This window comes from Gemmatimonadaceae bacterium (assembly GCA_035533015.1).
Lineage (GTDB): Bacteria > Gemmatimonadota > Gemmatimonadetes > Gemmatimonadales > Gemmatimonadaceae > JAGWRI01.
In genome coordinates this window covers 151,690-177,139 of record DATLUQ010000051.1, presented here as the reverse complement: position 1 = coordinate 177,139, position 25,450 = coordinate 151,690, and the positions used below count along the sequence as shown (strand labels likewise).

Annotated in this window: 25 protein-coding genes and 1 riboswitch; of the genes, 20 read left to right on the top strand and 5 right to left on the bottom strand. The window is 67.8% G+C overall.

Going from position 1 to position 25,450, the window contains the following annotated elements; translation table 11 throughout:
* Positions 1-14 precede the first annotated feature (14 nt).
* A complete protein-coding gene (locus tag VNF92_10670) occupies positions 15-2,678 on the bottom strand; it encodes a glycoside hydrolase family 3 N-terminal domain-containing protein (protein ID HVA58344.1) in 2,664 nt (887 codons plus the stop codon).
* A gap of 74 nt (positions 2,679-2,752) precedes the next feature.
* Between VNF92_10670 and VNF92_10665 the strand changes: the two genes are divergently transcribed.
* The 5 genes from VNF92_10665 (at position 2,753) to VNF92_10645 (ending at position 6,491) form a co-directional block, all read left to right on the top strand.
* Complete coding sequence (locus VNF92_10665) at positions 2,753-3,385, top strand: HNH endonuclease signature motif containing protein (GenBank protein HVA58343.1); 633 nt, start codon at positions 2,753-2,755, stop codon at positions 3,383-3,385.
* Between the two features lie 227 nt (positions 3,386-3,612).
* Positions 3,613-3,966, top strand: coding sequence for a hypothetical protein (locus tag VNF92_10660; protein HVA58342.1), 354 nt, complete (start codon positions 3,613-3,615; stop codon positions 3,964-3,966).
* Positions 3,967-4,006: 40 nt separating this feature from the next.
* Positions 4,007-4,606, top strand: coding sequence for a class I SAM-dependent methyltransferase (locus VNF92_10655; GenBank protein HVA58341.1), 600 nt, complete (start codon positions 4,007-4,009; stop codon positions 4,604-4,606).
* A gap of 21 nt (positions 4,607-4,627) precedes the next feature.
* Positions 4,628-5,116, top strand: a complete 489-nt coding sequence (locus tag VNF92_10650; protein ID HVA58340.1) for a glutathione peroxidase — start codon at positions 4,628-4,630, stop codon at positions 5,114-5,116.
* A gap of 1 nt (position 5,117) precedes the next feature.
* Entirely contained in the window at positions 5,118-6,491 is a 1,374-nt protein-coding gene (locus tag VNF92_10645) for an alpha-L-fucosidase (protein ID HVA58339.1), read from the top strand.
* Here the strand turns inward: VNF92_10645 and VNF92_10640 are convergent.
* Entirely contained in the window at positions 6,488-6,862 is a 375-nt protein-coding gene (locus tag VNF92_10640) for a hypothetical protein (protein HVA58338.1), read from the bottom strand. The genes VNF92_10645 and VNF92_10640 overlap by 4 nt on opposite strands.
* Positions 6,863-7,221: 359 nt before the next feature.
* Here VNF92_10640 and VNF92_10635 point away from each other — a divergent pair, with 359 nt between their 5' ends.
* The 11 genes from VNF92_10635 to VNF92_10585 all read left to right on the top strand — a co-directional run bounded on the left by VNF92_10635 (position 7,222) and on the right by VNF92_10585 (position 17,900).
* Complete coding sequence (locus VNF92_10635) at positions 7,222-8,799, top strand: Gfo/Idh/MocA family oxidoreductase (protein ID HVA58337.1); 1,578 nt, start codon at positions 7,222-7,224, stop codon at positions 8,797-8,799.
* 24 nt (positions 8,800-8,823) lie between these two features.
* Positions 8,824-9,531 (top strand): DUF1080 domain-containing protein, encoded by a 708-nt coding sequence (locus VNF92_10630; protein ID HVA58336.1) that lies wholly within the window; start codon positions 8,824-8,826, stop codon positions 9,529-9,531.
* A gap of 6 nt (positions 9,532-9,537) precedes the next feature.
* Complete coding sequence (locus VNF92_10625; protein ID HVA58335.1) at positions 9,538-9,822, top strand: hypothetical protein; 285 nt, start codon at positions 9,538-9,540, stop codon at positions 9,820-9,822.
* Positions 9,823-9,876: 54 nt separating this feature from the next.
* On the top strand, positions 9,877-10,398 hold the full coding sequence (locus tag VNF92_10620) for a hypothetical protein (protein ID HVA58334.1): 522 nt from the start codon (positions 9,877-9,879) through the stop codon (positions 10,396-10,398).
* Positions 10,399-10,447: 49 nt separating this feature from the next.
* On the top strand, positions 10,448-14,452 hold the full coding sequence (locus VNF92_10615; GenBank protein ID HVA58333.1) for a glycoside hydrolase family 38 C-terminal domain-containing protein: 4,005 nt from the start codon (positions 10,448-10,450) through the stop codon (positions 14,450-14,452).
* 37 nt (positions 14,453-14,489) lie between these two features.
* Positions 14,490-14,804, top strand: a complete 315-nt coding sequence (locus VNF92_10610; GenBank protein ID HVA58332.1) for a hypothetical protein — start codon at positions 14,490-14,492, stop codon at positions 14,802-14,804.
* 154 nt (positions 14,805-14,958) lie between these two features.
* Entirely contained in the window at positions 14,959-15,453 is a 495-nt protein-coding gene (locus tag VNF92_10605) for an LURP-one-related family protein (GenBank protein ID HVA58331.1), read from the top strand.
* An 18-nt stretch (positions 15,454-15,471) separates the two neighbouring features.
* Complete coding sequence (locus VNF92_10600; GenBank protein HVA58330.1) at positions 15,472-15,831, top strand: hypothetical protein; 360 nt, start codon at positions 15,472-15,474, stop codon at positions 15,829-15,831.
* Between the two features lie 191 nt (positions 15,832-16,022).
* Positions 16,023-16,592 (top strand): hypothetical protein, encoded by a 570-nt coding sequence (locus tag VNF92_10595; protein HVA58329.1) that lies wholly within the window; start codon positions 16,023-16,025, stop codon positions 16,590-16,592.
* 14 nt (positions 16,593-16,606) lie between these two features.
* Positions 16,607-17,413, top strand: a complete 807-nt coding sequence (locus VNF92_10590) for a N(G),N(G)-dimethylarginine dimethylaminohydrolase (protein HVA58328.1) — start codon at positions 16,607-16,609, stop codon at positions 17,411-17,413.
* Positions 17,414-17,516: 103 nt separating this feature from the next.
* Positions 17,517-17,900, top strand: coding sequence for a RidA family protein (locus VNF92_10585; GenBank protein ID HVA58327.1), 384 nt, complete (start codon positions 17,517-17,519; stop codon positions 17,898-17,900).
* A gap of 167 nt (positions 17,901-18,067) precedes the next feature.
* Here the strand turns inward: VNF92_10585 and VNF92_10580 are convergent, their stop codons facing one another.
* On the bottom strand, positions 18,068-19,456 hold the full coding sequence (locus tag VNF92_10580; protein ID HVA58326.1) for a citrate synthase: 1,389 nt from the start codon (positions 19,454-19,456) through the stop codon (positions 18,068-18,070).
* Between the two features lie 181 nt (positions 19,457-19,637).
* On the opposite strand from VNF92_10580, the gene VNF92_10575 reads away from it, so the two are divergent.
* Positions 19,638-20,468 carry a sulfite exporter TauE/SafE family protein gene (locus VNF92_10575; protein ID HVA58325.1) on the top strand — a complete coding sequence of 277 codons (831 nt, stop codon included), beginning with the start codon at positions 19,638-19,640 and terminating at the stop codon, positions 20,466-20,468.
* Here VNF92_10575 and VNF92_10570 read toward each other — a convergent pair whose 3' ends face one another.
* Entirely contained in the window at positions 20,469-20,951 is a 483-nt protein-coding gene (locus VNF92_10570) for an EVE domain-containing protein (protein HVA58324.1), read from the bottom strand.
* A gap of 161 nt (positions 20,952-21,112) precedes the next feature.
* Between VNF92_10570 and VNF92_10565 the strand changes: the two genes are divergently transcribed.
* Genes VNF92_10565 through VNF92_10555 form a run of 3 tightly spaced genes read left to right on the top strand, consistent with a single transcriptional unit; the run spans position 21,113 to position 23,566 of the window.
* On the top strand, positions 21,113-22,657 hold the full coding sequence (locus tag VNF92_10565) for an aldehyde dehydrogenase family protein (GenBank protein HVA58323.1): 1,545 nt from the start codon (positions 21,113-21,115) through the stop codon (positions 22,655-22,657).
* A 31-nt stretch (positions 22,658-22,688) separates the two neighbouring features.
* Positions 22,689-23,273, top strand: a complete 585-nt coding sequence (locus tag VNF92_10560; GenBank protein ID HVA58322.1) for a YggT family protein — start codon at positions 22,689-22,691, stop codon at positions 23,271-23,273.
* A complete protein-coding gene (locus tag VNF92_10555) occupies positions 23,273-23,566 on the top strand; it encodes a DUF167 domain-containing protein (protein ID HVA58321.1) in 294 nt (97 codons plus the stop codon). Before VNF92_10560 ends, VNF92_10555 begins: the two co-directional genes overlap by 1 nt.
* Here the strand turns inward: VNF92_10555 and VNF92_10550 are convergent.
* Complete coding sequence (locus VNF92_10550; GenBank protein ID HVA58320.1) at positions 23,563-25,266, bottom strand: PAS domain S-box protein; 1,704 nt, start codon at positions 25,264-25,266, stop codon at positions 23,563-23,565. The two genes, VNF92_10555 and VNF92_10550, sit on opposite strands and share 4 nt — an antisense overlap.
* An 81-nt stretch (positions 25,267-25,347) precedes the next feature.
* A riboswitch (SAM riboswitch) is annotated at positions 25,348-25,421 on the top strand.
* Positions 25,422-25,450 lie beyond the last annotated feature (29 nt).

The following is a 25,450-nucleotide window of genomic DNA, read 5'->3' as shown; positions in this document are numbered from 1 at the left end:
GCGGCGGCCGGCGCTCAGCGAACGGTGAGCGTGCCGCGGAGCCGGATGTCCTTGGAACTGGCCCCCACCATCACGCGGAACGCTCCGGGCTCGACCACCCAACGCCGGTCCGTATTGAGCAGGTGGAGCTTGTCGCGGTCGAGCCGGAAGGTCACCATCGCCGAATCGCCGGGTTCGAGATGGACCCGGCGGAATCCTTCGAGCTGCATGACCGGCCGCCCGACGGACGCGAGCACGTCGTGAATGTAGAGCTGCACCACCTCGTCTCCGGCGCGGGCGCCCGTGTTCTTCACGGTGCATCGCACGAAGGCCGTGCCGGCAGTGCCGATGGTGTCGGGCGAGATCACGAGCCCAGAATAGTCGAACGTCGTATAGCTCAGTCCGAACCCGAATGGAAAGAGCGGTTGCCCGGTGAGATCCACGTAATCGTCGCCGCGGCCGGTGGGCTGATGATCGTACACCAGGGGGAGCTGCCCCTCGGCTACGGGAAAGGTGATCGGCAGCCGGCCGGCCGGGTCCGCGTCGCCGAACAGCACGTCGGCCACCGCCGGTCCGCCCTGTTCGCCCGGATACCACGCGTCGAGCACCGCGCCCACCCGGTCCAGCCACCCCGACATCGTGATCGCGCTGCCGCCGATGAGCACGACCACCGTGGGCGTGCCGGTCGCGGCCACCGCGCCTATGAGTTGTTCCTGATGTCCCGGCAGGCCCAGCAGTGCGCGGTCGCGGAATTCGCCTTCCTCGATGCCGACCGCCACGACGGCCACGTCGCTCGCGCGCGCAGCGGCCACCGCACTGTCGATCTCCGCCCGCCAATCATCGGGCACCCCGGCGTCCCAGACCAGCTTCACCCGCGCGTTGCCGGTGCTCTCGAAGTATTCGAGGCGGATGGTGTGCGTGCTCCCGGGCGCCAGGTTCACGTCGGCCACGTGCGTGCCGTACGACTGCTTCTTCCAGTCGTCCACCACCAACGTGCCGTCGAGATACAGCCGGTAGCCGTCGTTGCCCTCGACCCCGAGCCGGTGCACCCCACCCGCGGGTACCGTGATCGCGCCCGTCCAGCGCGCGGAATACCAGTCGAAGGGGATGCCCGGCCCCGGTGAGTTGAGCGTCCATCCAAAGTCCACGTCGCGATCGGTACGCACCAACCGGGGCGGACCGTCGAACCGGTTGTTGTCCCAGTACTCTCCATGGAGGCCTGGCTCACCGCGCCCGTGTTCGATGCTCGCGAGTTGCGCGCCCGGCACGACCACATACTTGACCGCCGAGCGTCCCGGGCCGGGCGCGTAGCGGACACGCGCGCTGCCCATCCGGTCGCGGAGCGCATCCAGGATCGATACCCGCCGGAGGCCTGGGCCGCTGTACCCACCCAGCCGCGCCTCCACCGCGTCATCCCCGATCACGGCCACCGAGCCCACAGTCGGCGACAACGGCAGCAGCCCGCGGTCGTTCTTGAGCAGCACGATCGCTTCGCGCGCCGCCTGCCGGGCCAGCGCAAGGTGCGCGGCGCTGCCGTTCTCCGCGGCGGCGCGGTCGGGGTCCACGAAGGGATGGTCGAACAGGCCGAGCCGGAACTTGGCACGCAGCACCCTCGCCACCGACGAATCGACGACGGCACGCGGCACCAGCCCGCGCTGAAACGCCGCGAGATACGGCCGGTATTGTTGATACGATGACTGGAATACCACGTCGAGGCCGGCGTTGAACGCGTCCCGGGTGGCCGTCGCCGTGCTCGCTTCGGTGTGCTGCAGCACCGTCGGACCGCCCGTGGCCGCCGCATCCGAGATGACGAACCCCGTGAATCCCCAACCGCGTTTGAGTTGGCCGGTGAGCAGCGCGCGGTTCTGCGTCGCGGGAATGCCGTCCACGGAGTTGTACGCGGTCATCACGGCGCCAGCGTGCGCCTGCGTGACCGCCGCCTTGAACGGCGGCAGATAGTACTCGTCCAGTACCCGGGCGTCCCAATCGATCGGATAACTGTCCCGCCCGCCCTCCCCGACGTTGGCCACGAAGTGTTTGGGAGTCGCGATCACGCCGGCGCGCTCGAACGGTTCGATGAAGTTGCGCGCCATCGCCGAGGTGAGATACGGATCCTCGCCGTACGACTCCTCGACCCGGCCCCACCGCACATCGCTGGCGATGTTGATCACGGGCGAGAGCACCTGGCGGACGCCGCGGCTGCGCGTCTCCTGCGCGATGGCACCGGCCACGCGCCCCATGAGCGTCGTGTCCCACGTCGCCGCCAGGGCGATCGCCTGCGGAAAAACCGTAGCCCCTTCGCGCACCAATCCGTGCACCGCCTCGTCGAACGGAATGATCGGGATTCCGAGCCTGGTACTGTCCGTGAAGTACCGTTGGATGGCATTGATCCGCTCGGCCTGGCGGCGCGCCGCGTCGGCGAGCGGCACGGTGTCGCCGGCCGGCGCTTCGGAGATCTGCAAGCCGAAGATGCCATGCGAATAGTCGTCGGCGACATCGTCCCGGTTCCCGGGAATCATGAACAACTGCCAGAACTTGTCTTCGAGGGTCATACGCCCCATCAGGTCGCGCACGCGGGCATCGATCGGCGCCGCGGCATCGCGATAGACGGGCGCGGTGGCGCGTTGCGCATGGGCCGGCAGGGCGGCGGCCACCAGGGCGAGCGCGGCGGCGAAGGCTCGGAATCGGCAATGGGTCATGGCAGGGAGCGCGGGTCGATGATCCGCGCAGAACTTAGGCCCCGCCGGGGACGGGGGATAGGCGCCCCGCCAGGATGCGCTATCTTTCCCGGGCATATGACCGGCCACCTCCATTCCACCTCCGCACGCCGGTGACGGACAACCCCACCAGGCGCGGCACGCATTCGCCGTCCTCAGCCCAATCCAAACCGGTCGGCCACACCCGCCCGGCGGGCAACGCCGCCCACGGAAAATCGGGCGCCAAGTCCGGTGCCTCCGGGCGCTCGCGCCGGCGCGGCGGGTCGGGCCGACGTGGCGGGCACGGTCCGGGCCGCGCGTCGCAGGAAACGTCGCTTCCCACCACGCGCGCCGCGTATCTGGAAACGCGCCGCTGGCTCCTCGCGCAGCACGGATCGGTGTGCGCGTATTGCGAACGCCGGATGGACCCCGACCTCATCACGCTCGACCACGCCACGCCACGACGCGGCAAGACCGCATACGACCGTCGCGACAACCTGCTGCTCTCCTGTCAGGAGTGCAACGCCAAGAAAAAGGACCAATCGTTCCTCGCCTTTCTGCTCGGCCGCCGTGGACGCGCTGCGAGCGTGGTGCGATACGGCCAGCACCTCAGCCCCATGCTGCTGCACATGGCCCGCGAAGTCGCCGGCCCCGAAGCCACGGCGCGCGCCGAACGGTTGGCGGATCCCGACTATCCCTACAGTGACTGACGTTGGAGTCGTCCGCCGATCGGCGATTTGTCGCCGATCCCTGGCGCGCGACGCGCGATCGCTCCATGATGGTGCTGCGGTGACCGTCCCCCCACCACCCCGCACCGGACCCCTCTCTGCAATATTCCCTTTGGAGTCACGACGAACTGCTCGGCTATACGAATCTGGGAATACCGGGCGACGACCTCGGCCATCAGAGCGGCATCTTCGAGCCGGAACCACCCTTCGTGAAGATCGAACCGATCCTCACCGCGCTGCAGCACGCGATGAACGCATTCGAGGCCGACGCGCCGCTGCCCGCTCCGGAACTGCTCGCTTCCCTGTCGCGCGAAGAGCAGCTCAAGCTCATCCGCGCATCCCTCGGCGCGGGTTCGTCCGTGCGCCGAGTGGTCGAGTCGCAGCGGGCCGTCGATGCGTTTGCCCTCCACCTGCGCGACGAACAGGACCGCGAGGTCCCCACCCAATTCATCACGGTCCACCGCGTGAGCGACGACGTGCCGGTCGCCCTGGCGAGCGATGCGGCACCCGTCCCCGCCCGCTACGTCATCGTCGCACAACTGGAACAGCGCGCCGCCTCCTGACCGCGAGGCTCGGCGCGTCCACGACGAGGCGGGATACCACGTGACCGACTGGGACGAACGCTTCGCCGAAGCCGAATACGCGTACGGCACCGAGCCCAACGCGTTTCTGGCCGCCGTCGCCTGCCGCATCCCGCGCGGGCCAGTGCTCTGCTTGGCCGAGGGCCAGGGGCGCAACGCGACCTTTCTCGCGCGACAGGGCTACCGCGTGACCGCCGTCGACCAGTCGGCGGTGGGGCTCGCTCGCGCGCGCGACCTCGCGGCGCGCCACGGAGTGGAGATCGAATGCATCCAGGCCGATCTCGCCGAATACGTCATCGAGCCCCGCGCATGGGCAGGCATCGTCTCCATTTTCGTGCACCTGCCAGCGGCCCTGCGCGGCCACGTCTATCGCGGCGCCACCGCCGGCCTCCGTCCTGGCGGCGTCCTGGTGGTGGAGGCCTACTCGCCCCGCCAATTGATCTTCGACACGGGCGGCCCGCGGACAGCCGAGCGTCTCGTGGCGCGGCCGGCGCTGGTGGCCGAGTTGGCGGGACTCGACCTCCTGCTCGCGCAGGACGCGGAGCGCGAGGTGGTCGAGGGCAAGTACCATCGCGGAATGGCGGCAGTGGTTCAGGTGCTGGCACGCAAACCGGATGCGTGACGGAACGAGGGGAGAGGCCGGATGAGCATTTACGAAATCGCAGTCACGGGCATTGATGGCACGGTGGGCACGCTCGCACCCTACCGCGGCAACCTGCTGCTGATCGTGAACGTGGCCAGTAAGTGCGGATTCACGCCGCAGTACGAAGGGCTCGAGACCCTGTATCGCAACTACCGCGCGCGCGGGTTTACGGTGTTGGGGTTCCCGTGTGACCAGTTCGGACATCAGGAGCCGGGCAGCGAACAGGAGATCGCGAAGTTCTGCACCGATACCTACCACGTGACCTTCCCATTGTTCGCCAAGATCGACGTGAACGGTCCACTCGTCCACCCGCTCTACCGGCTCCTCAAGTCGGAGCAGGCAGGACTGCTCGGCACCGGCGCCATCAAGTGGAACTTCACGAAGTTTCTCGTGGGCCGGGACGGAACGGTGCTCAAGCGCTACGCGCCCTCCGCCCCACCGGCAAGCATCGGCAAGGACATCGACGCGTTGATCGCGTCGCCGGTCTAGCATGGACCGTCGGTCGTTCGTGTTCACGGGCGCCGCGGCGCTGGCCGGATGCTGGCTGCCGGTGCGCGGCGGCCCGCCCGCACCCGCCACCCCGCGGCGGCCCGTTCCCACCCCCGCCCAGTTCGCCTGGCAACGAGACGAGTTGGCCATGTTCTGCCACTTCGGGGTGAATACGTTCACCGACCGCGAGTGGGGCGATGGGACCGAGAATCCGGCGATCTTCAATCCCGCGGCGCTCGATGCGCGGCAGTGGGCACGCGCCGCCCGCGCCGCTGGCTTCCGCGCCATGATCCTCACCGCCAAGCACCACGATGGCTTCTGCCTTTGGCCCACTGCGACGACCGCGCATTCGGTGGCCTCTAGCCCCTGGCGCGGTGGCCACGGCGACGTGGTGCGCGAGTTTGTGGACGCCTGCCGCGCGGAAGGGCTGCGCGCTGGCCTCTACCTCTCGCCGTGGGACCGCAACAACCCGGCCTACGGGAATTCGCCCCGCTACAACGATCTCTACTGCGATCAACTCACGGAGTTGCTCACCCGCTACGGGTCGATCGCCGAAGTCTGGTTCGACGGCGCCAACGGCGAGGGGCCCAACGGCCGGAAGCAGGTCTATGACTGGCCACGCTTCTGGAGCACGGTACGGCGCTTCCAGCCGGACGCCGTGATCTTCTCCGACGCCGGGCCCGACGTCCGGTGGTGCGGCAACGAGCGCGGCGCGGCGGGTGATCCCAACTGGTCCACCGTGAACCCGGCAGTCGTGACCTATCCCGGCGAGAGCGGCCCGCAGGTGATCCCCTCGCTCCAGCACGGTGATCCCGCCGGGTCGGTTTGGCGCCCAGCCGAGGCCGACGTGTCCATTCGCCCGGGCTGGTTCTATCACCCGGCCGAAAACGAGCACGTCCGGACGGTGGAGTCACTCCTCGACTTGTACTTCTCGTCGGTGGGCCGCAATGCCAAGCTGCTGCTCAACGTGCCGCCCACGCGCGAAGGCCTGCTGTACCATAGCGATGTGGAGCGACTGGCGGCCTTCCGCGCACGGCGCGATGCGGTGTTCGCTCACGATCTAGCGGCCGGCGCGGACAGTGGGTGGACGCGGACATCAGCACGCACCGCGGAGCTGTCGCTCGAATTGGCCGCTCCGGCTACCGCGACCGTGGCGCGGATCGAAGAGCCGGTGGCGCACGGACAGGCTGTGGCCCGCTACACCCTCTACGGCTCCGACGGCGCCGATTGGTCGGTGCTCACGCGTGGCACCACGATCGGCTACGCCAAGCTTGACCGGTTCCCGTCCACGCGAGTGCGGAAGATCCGCCTGGTGATCGAGGAGGCGGCAGCGCCGCCTGCGCCCGTCGTGATGCGGCTCTACGCCGGCGCCTAGCTGCGCCGGGCCTTGGCGGGTTTGGCTTTGGGCGTGTCCGTCTTGGGCTTGGCGGCCTTTGCCGCCGGGGCGGGAGTGGGCTCCGGGACTACCGGCGCCGCCTTGGCCGCGTCGGTCTGCTGCGGTCCGCGACGCCAGTAAGGCGTGGCCGGAGCCGCACGGCGAACGAGCAACTCATCGTAGTACGCGACAATCCGGGCCCGGATCGCCTTCTGCGTGTCACGCGCCGTGGCACGAAATGGAGCATACCGCTGGCGGTCGTCCGTGGAAACCGTGAACCACCACCATGCCTCGTTGCCCACCGCAGCCGCCTTCCCCACGGAGCAGGTGAACGTACGGTCTCCGTCGATGAACTCGAATCCCTCGATCACATCAGGTCCTTTTTGGCTGTTTCTAAATCTAGTCGATTCGGTCACGCGGGTCACGTGGGGCGGGTTACGGCCTGTCGAGCCTCCAACTGGAGTGTGGGCCAACCGCCTACGGCTGCCCCCTTGGCGTCTCCAGGGGCGGCGGCGCAAGCCCGCCAGCGGAGCCCGTCGCCCTGCCCTCCAAGCGGGGCCTTTCGCTGGCCAAGAGCTTGGAGTGGGAGAACCTGCTCGGACCCTGCCTCCCGCTCGGCAACCCCGGCAGCGCGGGAGGAACGACTCGCCGGCTGCTTGTCGTGCGATTGACCTGGCGACGCCGGCGGGTGCACTCTTGTCTCGGAACATCGAACCGGAGATCCGCTCCAATGTCACACAAGAAGTTCACTCGTCGCGAATTCGTGTCCGACGCCAGCAAGCTGGCCCTCGGTGCCGTGGTGCTGCCGAACGCGTTTCCGACCATCGTGCCGCGCCACGTGCTGGGCGGTCCGGGCTACACCGCCCCCAGCGACCAGCTCCAAGTGGCCATCGTCGGCTTCGGGGGCATGGGCTCGCAGAACGCGCTCGAACTCTCCAAGACCGAGCACATCGTCGCCGTGTGCGACGTGGATCTGGCCTTCTCGGCCACCAACGTCGCATCCAAACTGAAGACCGGCGAGGGTGTCGACCGCCCCGACGGGGCAGAGCTCAAACGGCAGTTCGATGCGGCCACCAAGTATACCGACTGGCGGGTGATGCTCGACAAGCAGAAGGACATCGAGGGAGTGGTGGTCGCGACCCCGGACCACAACCACGCCGTGGTGGCCAACGCCGCCATGCTCGCCGGTAAGGCCGTATACGTTCAGAAACCACTAACGTATTCGGTATACGAATCCCGTGTGTTGCGGGCAACGGCGGCCAAGACCGGCGTCAAGACGCAGATGGGCAACCAGGGGCATTCGGGCGACGGTGCCCGGTTGATCAACGAGTGGATCCAGGCCGGCGTGATCGGGACCGTGCACGAGGCGCACGTGTGGACGAATCGCCCGTGGGGCTACTGGCCGCAGGGCATTCCCCGTCCGGCCAAGGCAACTCCGGAGCAGGCGGCGCGCCTGGGCAAGAGCTGGAGCCAGGGCGGCGTGGACAACATCCTCGCCAATGCCATGGCCGGGGACTATCCGATGCCCGACGGATTACGGTGGGACATGTACCTGGGCCCCGTGGCCGAGGACATCGTCTACCACCCCATCTATCATCCGTTCAACTGGCGCGGGTGGACTGATTTCGGGTGCGGTGCCCTGGGCGACATGGGCGCGCACCTGATCGACCACCCGTACTGGGCGCTCGGGCTCACGCAGCCCACGAGCATCGAGGCGAGCTCGACCCCCTGGGGCACGAGCGTCATACCGCCGGCTCCGGGCGAGATGGGCCCGGACGGCAAGCCGGCCCGCCCGCACCGCGTGCCGGTCACGTACCCGCTGTCGACGACGGTGCACTATGAGTTCCCAGCCGTCGGCAGCCGGCCGCCGGTCAAGCTGTTCTGGTACGACGGCGGGCTGTTCCCACCTCGCCCCGACGTGCTCCCCGACGAGGTGAAATTGCAGAGCGACGGCGGGGGCCTGTTCATCGGCGAGAAGGGCATCCTCCACTACGATACCTACGGCGAGAACCCGCACTGTTACCCCGAAGAACTCATGGACGTGGCGCGCGCCGTGCCCAAGACCATTCCGCGGATCACGGTCAGTCACGAGCGCAATTGGGCCCTGGCGGTCAAGGGACTGGCTGCCGAGAGTTCGCCGATATCGTATGCGTCCCAGTTGACCGAAACGATGCTGCTCGGCGTAATCGCGCTGCGGGCCGGACAGGGCAAGAAGATCTACTACGATGCCGAGAACATGCGGGTGACCAACATGCCTGAAATCGATCATTACCTGTCGCGCCAGTTCCGCGCCGGCTGGGCGATCTGACCCACGACTCATTCGAGGATATTTATGAAGCATTCCGTCCGGGCGGTTCTGGCCATCGCGCTTGCGTCCGGGGTTGGGGCCTGCGCCCCGCCGCAGCAAATGTCGCAGCGCGGCGCCGCCGGCCCAGTTACGGCCGGCCCGTGGCACTCCCTGTTCGACGGCAAGACCATGGACCAGTGGCGCGGATACCGCAACGCGGACATCTCGGCGTGGCACGTTGTGGACGGCACGATCACCAAGGACACCACGACCAGCGACATCGTGACGCGAACCCAGTACGCGAACTTCGAACTCGAGATCGATTGGAAGATCAGTAAAGGCGGCAACTCGGGCATCTTCTACCGCGGGACCGAGGAATACGACCACATCTACTGGACGGCGCCGGAATTCCAGTTGCTCGACGACGCCAACGCACCCGACGGTCGCGACCGCCTCACCGCGGCCGGCTCCGACTATGCCGTGTACCCGTCGCCGGCCGGCATCGTGAAGCCGGCCGGTGAGTGGAACTCCACGCGCATCATCGTGAACGGCAACCACGTCGAACACTGGCTCAACGGACGGAAGCTGCTCGCGTACGACCTGGGCAGCCCCGACTGGGTCGCTCGTGTCAAGACGAGCAAATTCAACGACTGGCCCGACTACGGAAAAGCGGCCATCGGCCTCATCGGCATCCAGGGCGATCACGACGGCGAGCTGTCGCTGCGCAACATCCGGATCCGGGAACTTCACTAAACACTCATGGCAAATTCCGTCGGCCTCGTGCTCCTGATGGCGTTTCCGTTCGCCGTGCTCATCTCGGCGTTCCGCGCCATGCGCCGGTGGGATGGCGGTTGGCGCATGGCCGCCCGGCTTCCGATAATCGCCATCGTCGGTGATCTGGTCTTCTCGTACGCCAGCAATCTCGTTGATCCGGGCAGCCACCTCTGGCCGTACGAGTTGGCAACGATCACCGCGGTGTCGGCGGTGTTCCTGATCGGGGCATCGTCGCTGCGGAAGGCGTCCTTGAAAGCCGGGAAGTCGTAACCCACACGGCGCCCGCCGTCCAACAACCGACGACCTGCCCGCGTACGCGGTCGCATGCCTCCCACGCCCTCTATCCCTCGCAACACGAGCCCGACCATCGGCCAATGGCTGATGTTCGGGATTCTCGTCTTGCTGGTCGTGGTGCTCGCGTTGCAGGACACACCCCACGCGGTGATCGTCGCCAGGCACACGCCAGCCCTTTGGGTGGCGGTGGTGAGCGCGCTCGCTGGCGTGATCATCTTGCGATCGGGGTGGGGCCGCAGTGAGGAACGTACGGAACGGCAACTCGAATTCGGGACGCTGCAGAACAGCTATTACCAGCCGCGGCGCGCCGCACTCACGCATGGGGCTGCGGTATTGGGGGGCGTGGCCGGCGCGCTCTGGTGGGGCATGGAGTCGTGGCTGCTCCTGTTCACGGGCATGCGCCGCCACCAGGCCGTACGCGGCCTGTTCGACTTCGAGATGTCCGTGCTCGTCGGCGCGCTCGCCGGGGGCGTCGTGGGCGCCACCCTGGGACTGGCGAGTGGCCACCTCTGGGAGCAGCGGCACCGGCGGAAGCGGCGCCGAACGTCGTAAGCGGACGCCACCGCTGGTCAGAGCAGGGCACGATCGTCATCTTCCGCCAATGTCCATCCGCCCCTTCCGCCACGCCGCGGCCTGCCTCGCCCTGGCCGGCACCGCCGCCGCGTCCAGCGCCTCTGCTCAACAAGACGACGTCGCCTCGCGCATCTGCGATCGGCCCCTCGTTCCCTGGCTCCTCATCGGACCGTTTCCCGTCGACACCGGCGCACTGCGCCTGGACAAACAGGACATCGGCAATCCGACGCAGCTACAGGCCCGCGCCGGCGAACGCGCCGGCGGGCACGTCTGGCAGCCCGTCTCGGCGGACCAGCTCGGCCAACTCGACTTCTTCAAGAGCTTCGCGCAGACCTCGCTCGATAACACCGCGGCGTACGCCGAGACCTACCTGGCCAGCCCCGACGACCGCACGGTCAGGCTCGGCGTCGAAAGCGACGACGACGTGATCGTCTGGCTCGACGGTCAGCTGCTCGAGCACAACGACATCGCGCGCGGCGTCGGCCGCGGTACCGATTCCCTCACGCTCCACCTGCACAAGGGTGTGAACCGCCTCGTGTACAAGGTGGTCAATCGCGGTGGCGGGATGGGCATGGGCGCCCGGTTCCTCTCCGATAGCCCCGATCCGGTGGGCGCCATTGTCGTTTCCGATTCACCCGACGGCGGCGCGCCGAGCCCGGTGCCCTGGTCCAACCTCCGCGTCGGTCCGATCGCGGTCGCTCAGAACGCGCGCCTCGTGAACGACGCGAATGGCAGTGCGCTCACGGTTCCATTACAGGTCTGCGCCGAACGCAAGGTATCGTCGGCGGCCGCGGCCCTGTTCGAGTTCGGCGGCACGCGTGTCGCCACGACCGTCGCCGCGGGCGCGTCACACCCGGCCGTGAATTTCCCGGCACGCTGGTCCGACCTCATGCGCGTCGCCGTCGCCCCGGCGCCTGTGCGACAGTCCGTCGACAGCCGGCTCAGCGGAATCCTCATGTCCAGCGACGCCTCCGACGCCGCGGATTCGTCGGCCGTGGCCGGCATCGGCACGGCGGAGGTTCCGGTCACCGCGGCGGGTCTGCTCGACCTGCTCTCTCGACCCATCGAGCTCAACGCGTGGCGGCAGGCGGCCACCGCCACCCAAGCCGCGAGTTCGCCCGCAGGGTGGGCCCCGCTCGATACCGTCCTCGCCGACTCGACGGTGCGGCGGCGACTCGCAGCCATCGGATTCTCCCTCCAGGTGCCGGTGGAGCTTGGCGGCTTCACGCTCCAATTGCACGCCGGCGAATTTCTTCCGCGTGGCTCGTTCATCGTGAACGGCAACCCCGCCTCGGCCGACTCCATGGGCCGCGTCACGCTCTGCGCGCCGTGTAACCGCGGGGCGTCACTCACCGTTGTCGTGCATCCCAACGGTTCCGGATGGTGGGACCCGCCGGTGCTCCGCATCGCCGACCTCGGCTGGCACGAGATCCACGACGGCGCCGAGTGGGCCAGGTTCTTCACCCGCGACAGCACGATCGCCGTTCCCGGCGATGCCGTGGCGCAGCAGTTGGGACGGGCCATGTTGCTCCCGGTCCGCACGCCCTACCAGACGGCGATCGCCCAGTGGGTGCAGAGGCTGGCGCCCGCCGTGGCCCGGGTCCGGCGCGATACCATTGACCTCGTCGGGAACTCGCACATCGATGCCGCCTGGCTCTGGCGGTGGCGCGAGACACAGGGCGTGATCGACGCCACTTGGGCCACCGCCACCAAGCTCATGGCGAAGTACCGCGACATGCACTTCGCCGCGTCGGCTGCCGTGTACTACGAATCACTCGCCAAGCAAGCACCCGACGTTCTGGCACGCATCAAGCAGTTGGACAAGGAGGGGCGCTGGAACGTGGTCGGCGGCTGGTGGCTCGAGCCCGACGTCAACATGCCGTCGGGCGAGTCGCTCGTGCGCCAGGGGCTGTACGGCCAGCGCACGTTCATCAAGATGTTCGGCCATCCGGCGCACGTGGCGTGGATCCCCGATACGTTCGGGTATCCCTGGTCGCTGCCACAGATTTTCCTCAAGAGCGGCCTCGACTTCTTCGTCACGCAGAAGCTCCGATGGAACGACACCGACAAGTGGCCCGCACGACTCAACCAGTTCTACTGGGAAGGTCCCGACGGCTCGAAGATCTTCTCGTATATCCCCTACGGGTACGATAGCGATCTCGATCCGCAGACGCTCGCCACCCAGGAGCGGACGACGATCGATTCCAGCGCCGTACCGCGCATGCTCACCCTATACGGCGTGGGCGACCACGGCGGCGGCCCGACGATGGAGATGCTCGAGCGCTCGCACGACCTCGAACGCATTCCGGCCTTCCCGGTGATGCGCGACGACAGTCCCACCGACGCGCTCACCCGGATGCGGACCGACTTTCCCGCCGATGGGCCCGTGGTGCGGGACGAATTGTACCTGGAGTACCACCGCGGCGTGTTCACGACACAGAGCGAGATGAAGCGGTGGAATCGCCACATGGAGGGTCTGCTCGGCGCCGCCGAGGCTGCGGCGACGGTGTCGCCCGCGCCATACCCGCACCGGGCGCTCACCGACGCCTGGCACACGACGCTGTTCAACCAATTCCATGACCTGATGGCCGGGTCCGGCATCGACTCCATCTACACGGACGCGACGGCGGACTATCGCGAGGCGAACGCGCTCGCCAGCGGCGCGCTGGCGACCTCGCTCCGGGCAATCGCCGAGCCGCTCGACACTCGGCCGTTGCGCACGGGAGACGTGCCGATGCTCGCGTTCAACCCCAGTGGCGTGGCCCGCACCGACGTGGTGGAATGTGCTCCCCCCGCCGGCGGGGACGGTCCCGGCGCGGCCGCCGCGTGGACCGCGTTCGACAGCCAAGGGCGCCCGTTGCCCACCGAGCCCGGTGACTCGGGCCGCATCCGGGTGCGTGTCGGACCCGTGCCGGCAGTCGGAACGGCGGTCTTCTTCCTACGGCCGTCGAAGCCCACACCCGCCACCGTCGTTCCTGGCTGGACATTGGAAAACCGGTATCTTCGCGTGACCATCGATTCCGCCACCGGCGGCATCGCGCGGATGTACGACAAGGTGCACCGACGCGACGTGCTGGCCCGCGGACCCACCACCAACGGCCTCGTCTTGATGGTGGACCGGCCCAAGGATTACGACGCGTGGAACATCGACAATCTCGACGGCGCGCGTACCTGGCTCGTGGCGCGCACCGCCGAGACGCCCCCGCGGATCGGGCGCGACGCGTTCGGCACCTCCATCACCGTCTACCGTGGCAAGGACAGTTCGCTGGTCACCCAGCGCTACGAGCTGCCCGCCGACGGCGACCGCCTCGACGTGGAAACCACGGTGGACTGGCACCAGTCGCATGAACTCCTGAAGGCCGTGTTCCCCCTTGCCTTCCACGTGGACAGCACGCATGCCGAGATTCCCTACGCGGTGATCGGCCGCACCACTCGGCCGCGCACGCGTCAGGACAGTGCCCGGTTTGAGACGCCGATGCTTCGTTTCGTGGACGGCTCGACGCCGGCCGGCGACTACGGCGTGGCCATCGTCAATGCAGGCAAGTACGGGTACAGCGCGTTTGGCGATACCATCTTCATCACGCTGCTCCGGTCCCCCAAATCGCCCGATGCGCACGCCGACATGGGCACGCAGACGTTCGAATACAGCATCGTACCGCATGCCGGAGACTGGCGATCGCCCGCCGTGCTGGCCACGGCCCGGTCGCTCAATGAGCCAATGCGTGCCGTGGCCGTGAATGCGCATGGCGGCCACGGGCGCGGCACGGCAAGCGCGCTCACCATCAAGGGCGGGACCGTGGCGCTCGGCGCGCTCAAACGGGCCGAGGACGGAGATGCATGGATCGTGCGGCTGGTCGAGACGAGCGGACAGGCAACCACCGCCGTGTTGCAGCTCCCATGGGCCGTGACGGTCCAGGAGACCGACCTCATCGAGCGGCCCACGGGCAAGACCTTCGCGCCAAAAGGTCGCGTACTCTCGGTGCCGATGGGTCCATGGGAGATCGAGACATTGCGGATTCCGCGCGCGCCATGATCCGTCCGGTATTCGATACTATACCAATAATATTCCGATGACCCTCCGCGACTTCCTGTCCCCCAACCCGCGCCTCACGCGCCAGGAGTACGAACTATCCGAGGCCATGGGGCGTAAGCGGTACGCCATGCGCGGCGCCGTGCGCATGGCCCGCTGGCTGCTCACGTTCAGCATCGTGATCCTCGGCGTCCGCGGATATCTCGCCGGCAACTGGATGCAGATGCTGAACCTCCGGGTGGCGCTCGAAGTCGTCGCCCTCGTCGTATTGTGCTCGGCGTTCGTGGCGTACACAACGTACGCACTCATCTGGAAGGCACTACACCAGATGTTCGGCCCCAAACCGGGGGCCTGAGGCGCCGCGGCGGGATCCGCATGCGGCATGGCCGTGGCCACCCAATGCGTGTGCACCGCCCCGCGGGTTCGCAATTGACCAAGATTCCACTCGGCGCCTCGACACACGCCGTGCGCCGCAGTACCATCCGCAGGTCCGCCAACCGGCCGCGACCATGCGCTATGTGATGAAACAGAAGTTGTTCTCCTGGGGCGACGACTTCACGATCCAGGACGACGCCGGCCGCGACGCCTTCTTCGTGGACGGCAAGGCGATAAGCCTCGGCTCACAATTGTCGTTCCGGGATCTCAGCGGCCGCGAGTTGGCGCTCATCAAGCAGCGCGTCGTCTCGTTGAAGCCCACGTACGAGATCTATCGTGATGGAGCCGTCGCGGCCGTCGTCACGAAGGCGCTTTTCACCTTCCTCCACTGCCAATTCTCGGTCGATGTTCCGGGCGCCGACGATCTCCACGCATCCGGCAACCTCACCGATCACGAATACGCGATCACCCGCGGCGACCGCCAGGTGGCCACCGTGTCCAAGCAGTGGTTCACGCTCGCCGACACCTACGGCGTCGACGTGGCCGACGGCGAGGACGAGGTGCTCCTGCTCGCCGGCACGGTCGTCATCGACATGTGCTGCCACCCCGACGGCGGCCACCGCCACTAGCTCTCCGGAGATTCCTGCATGCGCACCGCCACGATCGTCACGCAGATGCTCATCCGCCTCTGCTTCCTCGTCCTCCTCGTGCTCGGCGTTCTCTTCTGGACCGGGCACGCAGTCCAACTCGTCAGCCTCCACATGGCGATCGGCGGCATCTTCGTCCTCGGCCTCTGGTTCCTGGCCGCGCTCGGCGCCAGGGCCAAGGTGGGCATGGGGCTCGTGGCCAACGCCGCCGTCGGCGGCTTCATCGTCCTCGGCCTTGGCATGACGCAGACCACCGTCATGGTCGGCGACATGCACTGGCTCGTCCGCGTGGTCCACCTGCTGGTGGGCACGGCCGCCATCGGCATCAGTGAGCAGATCGGCGCGCGCATCCGGAAGTAAGCAAATCGTCATCTTGAATTAATCCGCCGGTTCTTTCGCCCCCGGCGGATCGGCGTACCGTAGGGGCCATGCCCTCCCCCCCGTCCGCCACTCGACCCCGCGCCCGCCATGGATGGGCGCGCGTCCTCGCAGCCGGCGCCGCACTTGTCTCGGGCGCGTGCGTGCGCCAGCAGTCCACGGCGCCTACTCCGGTGCGCGCCGCCACTCCCGCCGAGACCGCCATATACCGCCTGGTCGCCGAATCGGTCTACGTGCGCACCACGGCGCGGTCGGTCGGGATCGTCACCGCGTCGCTCGATACCGCGTGTATGAGCCAGCCGTGCCATCCGCTCCTGAGCCGGTGGGGGCTCGATCCACTATGGTGGGCCGACGGCGACAGCGCGTCGGCGCTGGCCACGCGCGCCGATTTGATGGCGCGTACCGCGTCGCCTCTGACGCTCGCCGCCGTGCCCGACGGGCAGCGTTTGCTACAGGCCGTCGCCCCCGACTCGGCAGCCGTGGTGGTCGCCCAGCCGGACACGGCGCGCTGGAAGGCATTCAAGGAGCATCACGGCGGCGCCTCGGGATTCCTCTGGTTCTCGCCGGTCGGATTCGACGCCCGCCGCCAGTCCGCGGTGGTATTCGTGGACTGGCGGTGCGGTCCCTTGTGCGGCCACACCGTCACGATTGCGCTCCACGCCACCGCCGACGGCGCGTGGCGCATCGCTGACATGCTGCTCGTGTCGTCGCGATCGGCGCGGCCGGACACCGGCCCCCGCTGACGGGCGTCTGCCGAATGGCTGCCTCGTTCACCGTCGATCCGGGCCCATCTCGCCTCGCGCTCACCCGCGCGGTGACCGACGCCATCACGGACTGCGAGCTCACGCATCGCAAGCGCGTGCCGATCGACGTCGCCGCGGCGCGCGCCCAGCACGACGCCTACGAACAAGCGCTCCTCATCGCCGGCTGCACGGTGCGGCACGTGGACGCGGCCCCCAACCTGCCCGACGCGGTGTTCGTCGAGGATACCGCGGTCGTGGTCGATGAGATCGCGGTGATGACGCGACCGGGCGCCGAGTCGCGGCGCCCCGAACTGCCCGCCGCCGAGCGCGCGCTCGCGCCGTACCGCAACGTGGTCCGGATCCTCGCTCCCGGCACCCTCGATGGCGGCGACGTGCTCGTGGTGGGTCGACGCGTGTTCGTGGGCCGGTCGTCGCGCAGCAACGACGCCGGGGTGGAGCAGCTCTGCGCCGAACTCCGCCCATTCGGCTACACGGTGGAGCCGGTGCCGGTGCACGGCTGCCTGCACCTCAAGTCCGCGGTGACCTCGCTGACTGATACCACTCTACTCATCAACCGTGCCTGGACCCACGCCCAGGCGTTCCGAGGATTCGACCTGCTCGACGTGCACCCGTTCGAGCCGTACGCCGCCAACGTGCTCCGCATCGGCGAGGCGCTCATCTACCCCGCCGAGTTCCCGCGCACCCTGGAGCGTATCGAGCGACGGGGGTTGCTCGCTCACACAGTGCCGGCCTCCGAATTGGCCAAAGCGGAGGGCGGTGTGACGTGTTGCAGTCTGATCTTGAACTCGGTAGGAGAATAGGAAGCACGGGAAGGGAAAGGCGCCGCCTGAAGCCTCGCCATTCCTCGCTGTCTTTCCCTCCTAGACTCCTACACTCCTACACTCCTACACTCCTACGCGAGCAATGCACTCGATCTCGACCCCCGCTGCCCCCACTCCCGCAGGCCATTACTCCCAAGGCATCATCCACGACGGGCTCGTCTACGTTGCTGGGCAGTTGCCACTTGATCCCATCACCGCCCAGGTCGTGGGCGACGGCGACATTGAAGCGCAGACCGAACAGGTGCTCCGCAACGTCGCCGCGGTGCTGGAGGCCGCGAACAGTGGACTCGACCAGCTGCTCTCGGTGACCCTGTTCGTCACCGGACGCGAACTCTGGGGACCGGTCAATGGGGTGTTCGCGCGCATGCTCGGCGACCACCGCCCGGCCCGGGCGATCGTGCCGGTGAGCGAACTGAAGCCGGGGTGCCTGATCGAAGTGCAGGCGATCGCCAAACAGCGGACGTAGCACCACCGGCCCCACCGCCTGCGACACCAGGCCCGGAGTTCGCGGTCGCTGGAAGCGACATCGGGACGCATCGTGGCTTCGCGATGCGTCCCGTTTGCCTTTGCGGCAGGCTAACCGCTGAAAGCGCCCACCCTGCTATTGATGCAGGGTGGGACCATCATTCATCGTCAGCGCAGGTTGCTCTTGTACGCCCGCTCCCCCCGCCCGATGTAAATCTGCCGCGGCCGCGCGATCTTCTGCTCCTTGTCGTTGAGCATCTCCTCCCACTGGGAGAGCCAACCGGCCGTACGCGCCACGGCGAACAGCACCGTGAAGAAATCGGTGGGGAAGGCCATCGAGCGGTAGATCAGCCCGGTGTAGAAATCCACGTTCGGGTAGAGCTTGCGCGACACGAAGTAGTCGTCGGACAGCGCGATGCGCTCGAGTTCCAGCGCGATCTCGAGATCCTTGTCCATGCCCACCTGCTCAAACACCTCGTAGGCCAGTTTCTTCACGATCTTGGCCCGCGGATCGTAGCTCTTGTATACGCGGTGTCCGAAGCCCATGAGTCGACCGCTGCCGCCCTTCACCGACTCGATGAACGCCGGCACGTTCTTCTTGTGGCCGATTTCCTTGATCATAAGCAGCACCTGCTCGTTCGCACCGCCGTGCAGCGGACCGAACAGTGCGGCGATCCCGGCCGCCACCGCCGAGAAGGGATCGACGTGTGACGACCCGACAGCGCGCACCGCGTTCGTGGAACAGTTCTGCTCGTGGTCGGCGTGCAGGATGAACAATATCTCCAACGCCTTCACGAACACCGGATTCCCTTCGTATTTCGATTCCGACATCCGCGCCACCATCGAGAGGAAGTTCTCGACGTAGCTGAGATCGTTGTCGGGATAGATGAACGGCAGCCCCTTCACGTGCCGGTACGCAAACGCCGCCAGCGTCGGCACCTTGGCCAGCAGCCGGATGATCGAGATGTTTCGCTGCTCGGGGTCGGCGATATTCTTGGCGTCGGGATAGAACGACGACAGCGCCGCCACCGTGCTGCAGAGCATCGACATCGGGTGCGCGTCGTACCGGAACCCCTGCAGGAACCCTTTGATGTTCTCATGCACATAGGTGTGGAACGTGATGTCGCGCACCCACTGCTTGTACTCGTCCTTGTTCGGCAACTCCCCATGCCGCAGCAGCCACGCCACCTCGAGGAACGTCGCGTTCTCGGCGAGCTGCTCGATGGGATAGCCGCGGTACCGCAGAATCCCCTTGTCGCCGTCGATGAACGTGATGGCACTCTTGCACGAGGCCGTGTTCATGAACGCCGGATCATACGTCATCAGCCCGAATTCTTCGGGTTTGGTCTTGATCTTGCGCAAGTCCATGGCACGGATGGTGGTATCTCCCTCCACTCCCTCCGTGAGGATCGGAACCGAATAGCCAGCCCCGGTCCGTGTGTCCTTGATCTCGAGCGCCGCGGCAGCTGCTCCGGCGGCATCCTTGCGCGTGTCTTTGATCTCGAGCGTCGCGGCAGCTGCCCCTGCGGCGCCAGACTCAGTCAGTGTCTTGGGCATGCTACGTTCTCCGTGGGTGTACTCCGGCGGGCCGAGTGCTCCGGCCGCGTCCTTCCAATCTATGGGAAGGCACACCCAAACGGCATTGCCACGACTGTCAGGAGAGTGTTGTTTCCGGATCGCTACGAACCCTGACATCCCTTCGGTAGGAACACCGACACTGCTCCCGTCACCCGCAGGTATGCCCCTGACCGCCCTTCCCCTTCCGTCCGCGGCGCGGCTCGCCGCCGTGGTCCTGGTCTCGGCGGTAGCGGGCGGCGTGAATGCAATTGCCGGTGGCGGCACGCTGCTCACCTTCCCGGCGCTGATCGGGCTCGGCGTCCCGCCCATCATCGCCAACGCCACGAGCACCGTCGCGCTCTGGCCCGGGTCCGCCGGCAGCATGTGGGGCTACCGCAACGAACTCGCCGGCGCGCGGCGATGGGCACTCTGGTTCGCGGTCCCCAGCGTGGTCGGCGGGGCCGCGGGCGCCTGGCTTCTCTTGCGCACCCCCGCCGATCGATTCGCCGCCCTCGTGCCGTGGCTCGTACTGGGCGCCACCGCCATTTTCGTCCTCCAGGCCCCGTTGCAGCGCGCGCTCCGCGTGCGCGGGGCGACCGGACCCGCCACCGCGGACGGCGACGTCGCCATCACCACCGACCGCCCGGGCGCCGGCGTGTTGCTCGCACAACTCCCGGTCAGCGTGTACGGCGGCTATTTCGGCGCCGGCATCGGAATTCTCATGCTCGCCGCCCTCGGCTTCATGGGATTGGCCAACATCCACCGCATGAACGGGCTCAAAGCGTGGGGTGGCCTGTGCATCAACGCGATGGCGGCCGGCATCTTCATCGTCGGCGGACTGGTGAGCTGGCACATCGCGCTCGCCATGGCCGCGGGTTCGATCGCCGGCGGCTACGGCGGTGCGCGGATGGCGCAACGCGTGCCACAGGCGTGGGTGCGATGGTCGGTGGTGGCCGTCGGATTTTCGAGCGGCGTGTGGCTGTACATTGCTCACCGCCAGAGCTTGCTCTGATCAGACGGCCGTCGGCGCTCCGAGCTTCCGCACGATCTCGAATTGGCGGGGCGTCACCGATTGCACCGACAGCCGGCTCCCCTTCTGCAGCAGGGCCATCGCGTGGAGGCCCCTCACATCGCGAAGCTCGGCCAGCGTCACCGGACGCGTGAATCGTTCCACGGCCTGCAGATCCACCATCATCCAGGTAGGAGCCTCGCGCTTCGACTTGGGGTCGTGGTGGGGATCGCGCGGGTCGAACGCCGTGGAATCGGGATACGCCTCGCGCACCACCCGTGCCACGCCTACCACAGCCGTGGGTTCGGCGTTGCTGTGGTAGAACAGCACCAGGTCGCCGTGCTTCATCCCGTCGCGCATCAAGTTGCGGGCCTGGTAATTGCGCACCCCGTCCCACGAGGTGGTCTTGGCAGGGCACCCCACGAGATCGTCGAACGAGAACGAGCCGGGCTCGCTCTTCACCAACCAATAGTGCCGTTCGCTCATACGCCGAATCTAACCCGAACCGGTCCGGTACGGCCGTGTTGGCCGCCACCGTGCCGTCCGGCAACCTCCGGCTGCCGTTCGGGGAACGCCCACTTTCCCCTTTCCTTCCGCGCGGGCACGTTTAATGGATGGCGTCCCCAATACCGGCCCCCCCCACGGATTTGCCCGCCCCACGCTTCGTCGAGTCTCGCGACCCGGCCACCGGCGAGGTCTGGAGCCGGTACGAGAGCACGAGCTCGGCCGACATCGCCGCCGCCCTCGCCGCCGCTCGGCACGCCCAGCCCGCATGGCGCGCCACACCCGTGCGCGAGCGTGCGCGCATCCTCGAGCGGTTTCACGACGTGCTCTTCGCGCGCCGGGACGAGGTCGCCGCCACCGTCGGCCGCGAGAACGGAAAGCCCCCGGTCGAAGCGCTGAGCGAGGTGCTCGTCACGCTCGACTTCGCGCGATACTACGGCAGCCGGAAAGTCCTCCGCGAACTTCGACCGTCGGCGCGAACCGGTGCCAGCCCGGCCACGTGGCGCAAGCGCGTGCTGATTTCGGTGGAACCGTTCGGGGTCATCGGCGTGATCGCCCCGTGGAACTACCCGTTCATGCTCCCCGCGGCCATCGTCCTGCCGGCGCTCGTGGCCGGCAACGCGGTACTGCTCAAGCCGTCGGAATTCACCACGGAGAGCGGCTTGCTCATCGCCAGCCTGCTCGACGAGGCGGGACTGCCGCGCGGCATCTTTCGCGTGCTGCCCGGTGAGCGCATCACCGGGGCCGCGCTCATCGAGCACGGATGCGACAAGTTCTTCTTCACCGGTAGCGAAGCGACCGGGCGCAAAGTGGCGGCCGAATGCGGGGCCCGCCTCATTCCCTGTGTCCTGGAACTGGGCGGCAGCGACGCCGCGATCGTGCTCGACGACGCCGACCTCGAACGGGCCGCCGAAGGCCTCGCCTGGGGACGGTTCTCGAACAGCGGGCAGACCTGCGTGGCGCCCAAGCGATTGTTCGTCCACGAAGCCGTTTACGACCGCTTCGCCGCTCTGCTCTCCGACCGCGTGCGGCGCATCAATGCAAGCAACGACCGCATGTCGGCTGAGACGGGGCCCCTCATCCGTCCGGAGCAGACCGCGCGCCTCCAGGCGCAGTTCGACGACGCGCTGGCGCGTGGCGCAAAGGTTGCCGCCTCTGCCGACCGCACGGCTGCCCGCGTGTTCGCGCCGGTGCTGCTCACCGACGTCACCTCCGACATGCGCGTGCTGCGCGAGGAGACGTTTGGCCCGGTGCTGCCCATGGTGCGGGTACGCGACGATGAGGACGCAGTGGCGCGCGCCAACGATTCGCCATACGGCCTGAGCGCCAGCGTTTGGAGCCGCAACCGCCCGCGCGCGCTGGCCGTGGCCGCCCGCTTGGATGTGGGAAGCGTGGTGCTCAACGACTCGGTGGTGGTGGCCGGCATGAGCGACGTGCCGCACGGCGGAGTGAAGGCGAGCGGGTCAGGACGCGCGCATGGCATTGCGGGCCTGCGCGAATGCGTGCGCAGCAAGACGGTGGTGGTCGAGCGGGCTCCGGGGCTGCGACAAGTCTGGTGGTTCCCGTATGGGCCCACGCTGCGCAACGCCTTCGATGGCGCCCTGACGGCGCTCCACGGCCCGGGGGTGTGGGCGCGGCTCCGCGGGCTCTGGCGGGCACGCGGCCTGCTCCGCCGCCCACGCCCTTGAATCGCCGACCTCCGCGGTTGAGGTTACGGGAATGACGCAAACCATCGGTGCCGCCGCCGCGATCATGATGATACTGCGCGGCGTGCTGCTCGCGGTCGGCGTGCTGGCCGCCGTCGGCGCCGGCATTGCATGGGGCGTGCGCACGCGCCGTCTGGGGCCCTTCACCTGGGCGGGGCGCTTCGCGCGGCGGTGGGTGGATCCCCTGCTCGCCCCGGTGGAGCGGTTCCTGCTCCGCACTGGAGGTCACGCGACCAGCGCCCCATGGTGGGGGCTCGTGATTCTGCTCGTCGCCGGCATGCTGTTGCTGAGCGCCGTGCAGGCATTCGCCGGTGTCGTGCTGCAGGTGATGTGGGTGGCAGGCCACCCGTCGCAGGCACCCGTCCTCGTGCTGTCGTGGGTGTTCATGATCCTGCGGCTGGCGTTGATCGTGCGGGTGCTCGTGTCGTGGATCCCCGCCTCGCCATACGCCTGGTGGGTGCGGTGGAGCTACCGGCTCACGGAGTGGCTGCTCCGTCCGCTACGCGCCGTCGTGCCGCTCTTCGGCGCCGTCGACGTGACGCCGGTGGTCGCCTACTTCCTGCTCTGGCTGGTGCAGAGCCTGCTGCACATCCCGTAGTGGCGCTCGACGTCCGGCCGCGTCCGGGCGGCGTGCGGGTCAGCGTGCGGGCGCAGCCGCGGGCCGCCCGCACGGAGATCGCCGGCGTCCACGGCGACGCGCTCAAGGTGCGCCTCTGTGCGCCGCCGGTGGATGGCGCGGCCAACGAAGCGCTGGTGGCATTCCTGGCCGAGCGGTTCGGCCTGACGCGGCAGTCGGTGCGCATCGTGAGCGGCCACGCGGCGCGCACGAAGATCGTGGAGCTGGACGGCGTAGACGTGGCCGCCGTGCGCCGCGTGGCCGGAGAGGACTAGGCGGTCGGCCCGGGCGCCATCGCCCGTCGAATCGCTTCGTCCAGTTCCTCCATGCTGAATGGCTTGCCGAGGAAGGGCGTCTGGTGGTCGCGGAGTTCGCCGCGCATGAACTCGTCGGCATGGCCGGACATGAACAACACGCGCATCGCCGGCCGTTCGGTCGCGAACGCATCACGCAATTCCAGCCCCGTCATACCGCGCATGCGGATGTCTGTTATTAGCAAATCGATATTATCGGTGAATAGCCGGCTCACCTGCAGCGCCTCGGCACCCGACGCCGCGTCGAGTACGGTATGGCGGCGGCGGGACAACGTGCGCCGCATCATGTCGCGCACCGCTTCGTCGTCGTCCACGACCATCACCGTGAGGCGCCCCGACACCGCCGGCCGCGGGGCGTCGAGCGCCCGACGGCCCGGCCGCGCTTCCTTGCTCGGCCCCCCGGGCACGAGCCGCAGCAGGCGGGCCGGGCCGGCCGCCCGGGTCACCGCCGCGGTATCGGCCGGCGTCTCGGACGGCCGGTCGGCGACCGGTCCCGTCCCCGCGCTCGCCACGGCCGTGATCACGTCGTCCTCCGCCTCCACACGCGGCAGGTAGACGGAGAACGTCGTCCCCTTGGCCGAGGTGGCGGTGGGCCACACGTAGCCCCCACTCTGCTTCACGATGCCGAACACCGTGGCCAGGCCGAGCCCGGTCCCCGCTTCCTTGGTCGTGTAGAATGGATCGAACGCCCGTGTCAGGGAGAGCGGATCCATGCCCTTCCCCGTATCGATCACGTCCAGACGTACGTACGGCCCCGGCCGCGGGGTGACCCCCCATTTTGCGAACTCCTTCTCCAACGTCACGACTCTCGTACGCATCGTGATCTTGCCGCGTTCCACGATCGCTTCACGCGCGTTCATCACGAGATTCAGCACCACCTGTTCGAACTGCACCGGGTCGGCCATCACCAATCCGACCTCGTCACCCAGCTCGAGCTTCAGTTCGATATTGCTGGCCGCCAGCACGCGCAACATCGGATGCATGGCCGACAGGCGCCGGTTGAGGTCCAGGATCTCGGGCCGCAACAGCTGGCGCCGACTGAAGGCGAGCAGCTGCCCCGTGAGTCCCGCAGCACGTTCCGCCGCCCGCACAATCTCGTCCACGCACTCCTGTGCCGCCTGGTTCTCACCCACGGCTTCCAGCAGCAGCGACGAGAATCCCTTGATCGCCGTGAGCAGATTGTTGAAATCGTGCGCCACGCCACCAGCCAGCAGTCCCACCGCCTCCATCTTCTGAGCGTTGCGCAAGCGCATCTCGATCTGCCGCCGCTCGGTGACATCCACGAACATCCCCATGATCCCCACCACCTGGCCCTCCGGATCCCGAATCGCCGCGGTATGGATCAGCACGTTCACCCGCGTCCCGTCCCGCCGCATCCGCACCACCTCGGTTCCACGGGCCGGGTTCCCCTCGGCGGCATTGCGGATGTGTTCGAACATCTTGGCCACCGCCTCGGGGGGAACGTGGAGCGGGGTCCGGCCCACCACCTCCTCTTCCTTCCACCCGAACAGTCGCTCAGCCTCGGAACTCCACATCAGGATGTGCGCGTCGATGTCCATCACCGTGATCGCCACCGGCGACTGCCGGAGCAGTTCCTTGAACGGCTCCAGCGCCGGATGCAGCCCCCCGGCACCGGGGGAATTCACCGTGTGATCTGACATCGTTGACCCGTCACCAGAGGTGGACGCTGACCCGGCAGTTTGCTTGCCGCCCGGGTCGCCGACCCGCTAATATGGAGAAGCACAAGTGTTCGTGGCGATTTCCGGCAAATTGCGGCCACGTTAAAGATTCGCTAAAGCGCCTGGCTCGGCGCTCCTTGCTCCGGGCCTCTCTTGTTTTCCGGCA

What these genes read in the sequence shown, in the direction of transcription:
- VNF92_10615 (HVA58333.1), top strand. Translation starts at nt 10,448, where the DNA reads ATGTCCATCCGCCCCTTCCGCCACGCCGCGGCCTGCCTCGCCCTGGCC.
- VNF92_10575 (HVA58325.1), top strand. Translation starts at nt 19,638, where the DNA reads ATGCCCCTGACCGCCCTTCCCCTTCCGTCCGCGGCGCGGCTCGCCGCC.
- VNF92_10570 (HVA58324.1), bottom strand. Translation starts at nt 20,951, where the DNA reads ATGAGCGAACGGCACTATTGGTTGGTGAAGAGCGAGCCCGGCTCGTTC.
- VNF92_10645 (HVA58339.1), top strand. Translation starts at nt 5,118, where the DNA reads ATGGACCGTCGGTCGTTCGTGTTCACGGGCGCCGCGGCGCTGGCCGGA.
- VNF92_10625 (HVA58335.1), top strand. Translation starts at nt 9,538, where the DNA reads ATGGCAAATTCCGTCGGCCTCGTGCTCCTGATGGCGTTTCCGTTCGCC.
- VNF92_10590 (HVA58328.1), top strand. Translation starts at nt 16,607, where the DNA reads ATGGCTGCCTCGTTCACCGTCGATCCGGGCCCATCTCGCCTCGCGCTC.
- VNF92_10600 (HVA58330.1), top strand. Translation starts at nt 15,472, where the DNA reads ATGCGCACCGCCACGATCGTCACGCAGATGCTCATCCGCCTCTGCTTC.
- VNF92_10670 (HVA58344.1), bottom strand. Translation starts at nt 2,678, where the DNA reads ATGACCCATTGCCGATTCCGAGCCTTCGCCGCCGCGCTCGCCCTGGTG.
- VNF92_10635 (HVA58337.1), top strand. Translation starts at nt 7,222, where the DNA reads ATGTCACACAAGAAGTTCACTCGTCGCGAATTCGTGTCCGACGCCAGC.
- VNF92_10605 (HVA58331.1), top strand. Translation starts at nt 14,959, where the DNA reads ATGCGCTATGTGATGAAACAGAAGTTGTTCTCCTGGGGCGACGACTTC.
- VNF92_10620 (HVA58334.1), top strand. Translation starts at nt 9,877, where the DNA reads ATGCCTCCCACGCCCTCTATCCCTCGCAACACGAGCCCGACCATCGGC.
- VNF92_10630 (HVA58336.1), top strand. Translation starts at nt 8,824, where the DNA reads ATGAAGCATTCCGTCCGGGCGGTTCTGGCCATCGCGCTTGCGTCCGGG.
- VNF92_10585 (HVA58327.1), top strand. Translation starts at nt 17,517, where the DNA reads ATGCACTCGATCTCGACCCCCGCTGCCCCCACTCCCGCAGGCCATTAC.
- VNF92_10550 (HVA58320.1), bottom strand. Translation starts at nt 25,266, where the DNA reads ATGTCAGATCACACGGTGAATTCCCCCGGTGCCGGGGGGCTGCATCCG.
- VNF92_10665 (HVA58343.1), top strand. Translation starts at nt 2,753, where the DNA reads ATGCGCTATCTTTCCCGGGCATATGACCGGCCACCTCCATTCCACCTC.
- VNF92_10610 (HVA58332.1), top strand. Translation starts at nt 14,490, where the DNA reads ATGACCCTCCGCGACTTCCTGTCCCCCAACCCGCGCCTCACGCGCCAG.
- VNF92_10580 (HVA58326.1), bottom strand. Translation starts at nt 19,456, where the DNA reads ATGCCCAAGACACTGACTGAGTCTGGCGCCGCAGGGGCAGCTGCCGCG.
- VNF92_10650 (HVA58340.1), top strand. Translation starts at nt 4,628, where the DNA reads ATGAGCATTTACGAAATCGCAGTCACGGGCATTGATGGCACGGTGGGC.
- VNF92_10560 (HVA58322.1), top strand. Translation starts at nt 22,689, where the DNA reads ATGACGCAAACCATCGGTGCCGCCGCCGCGATCATGATGATACTGCGC.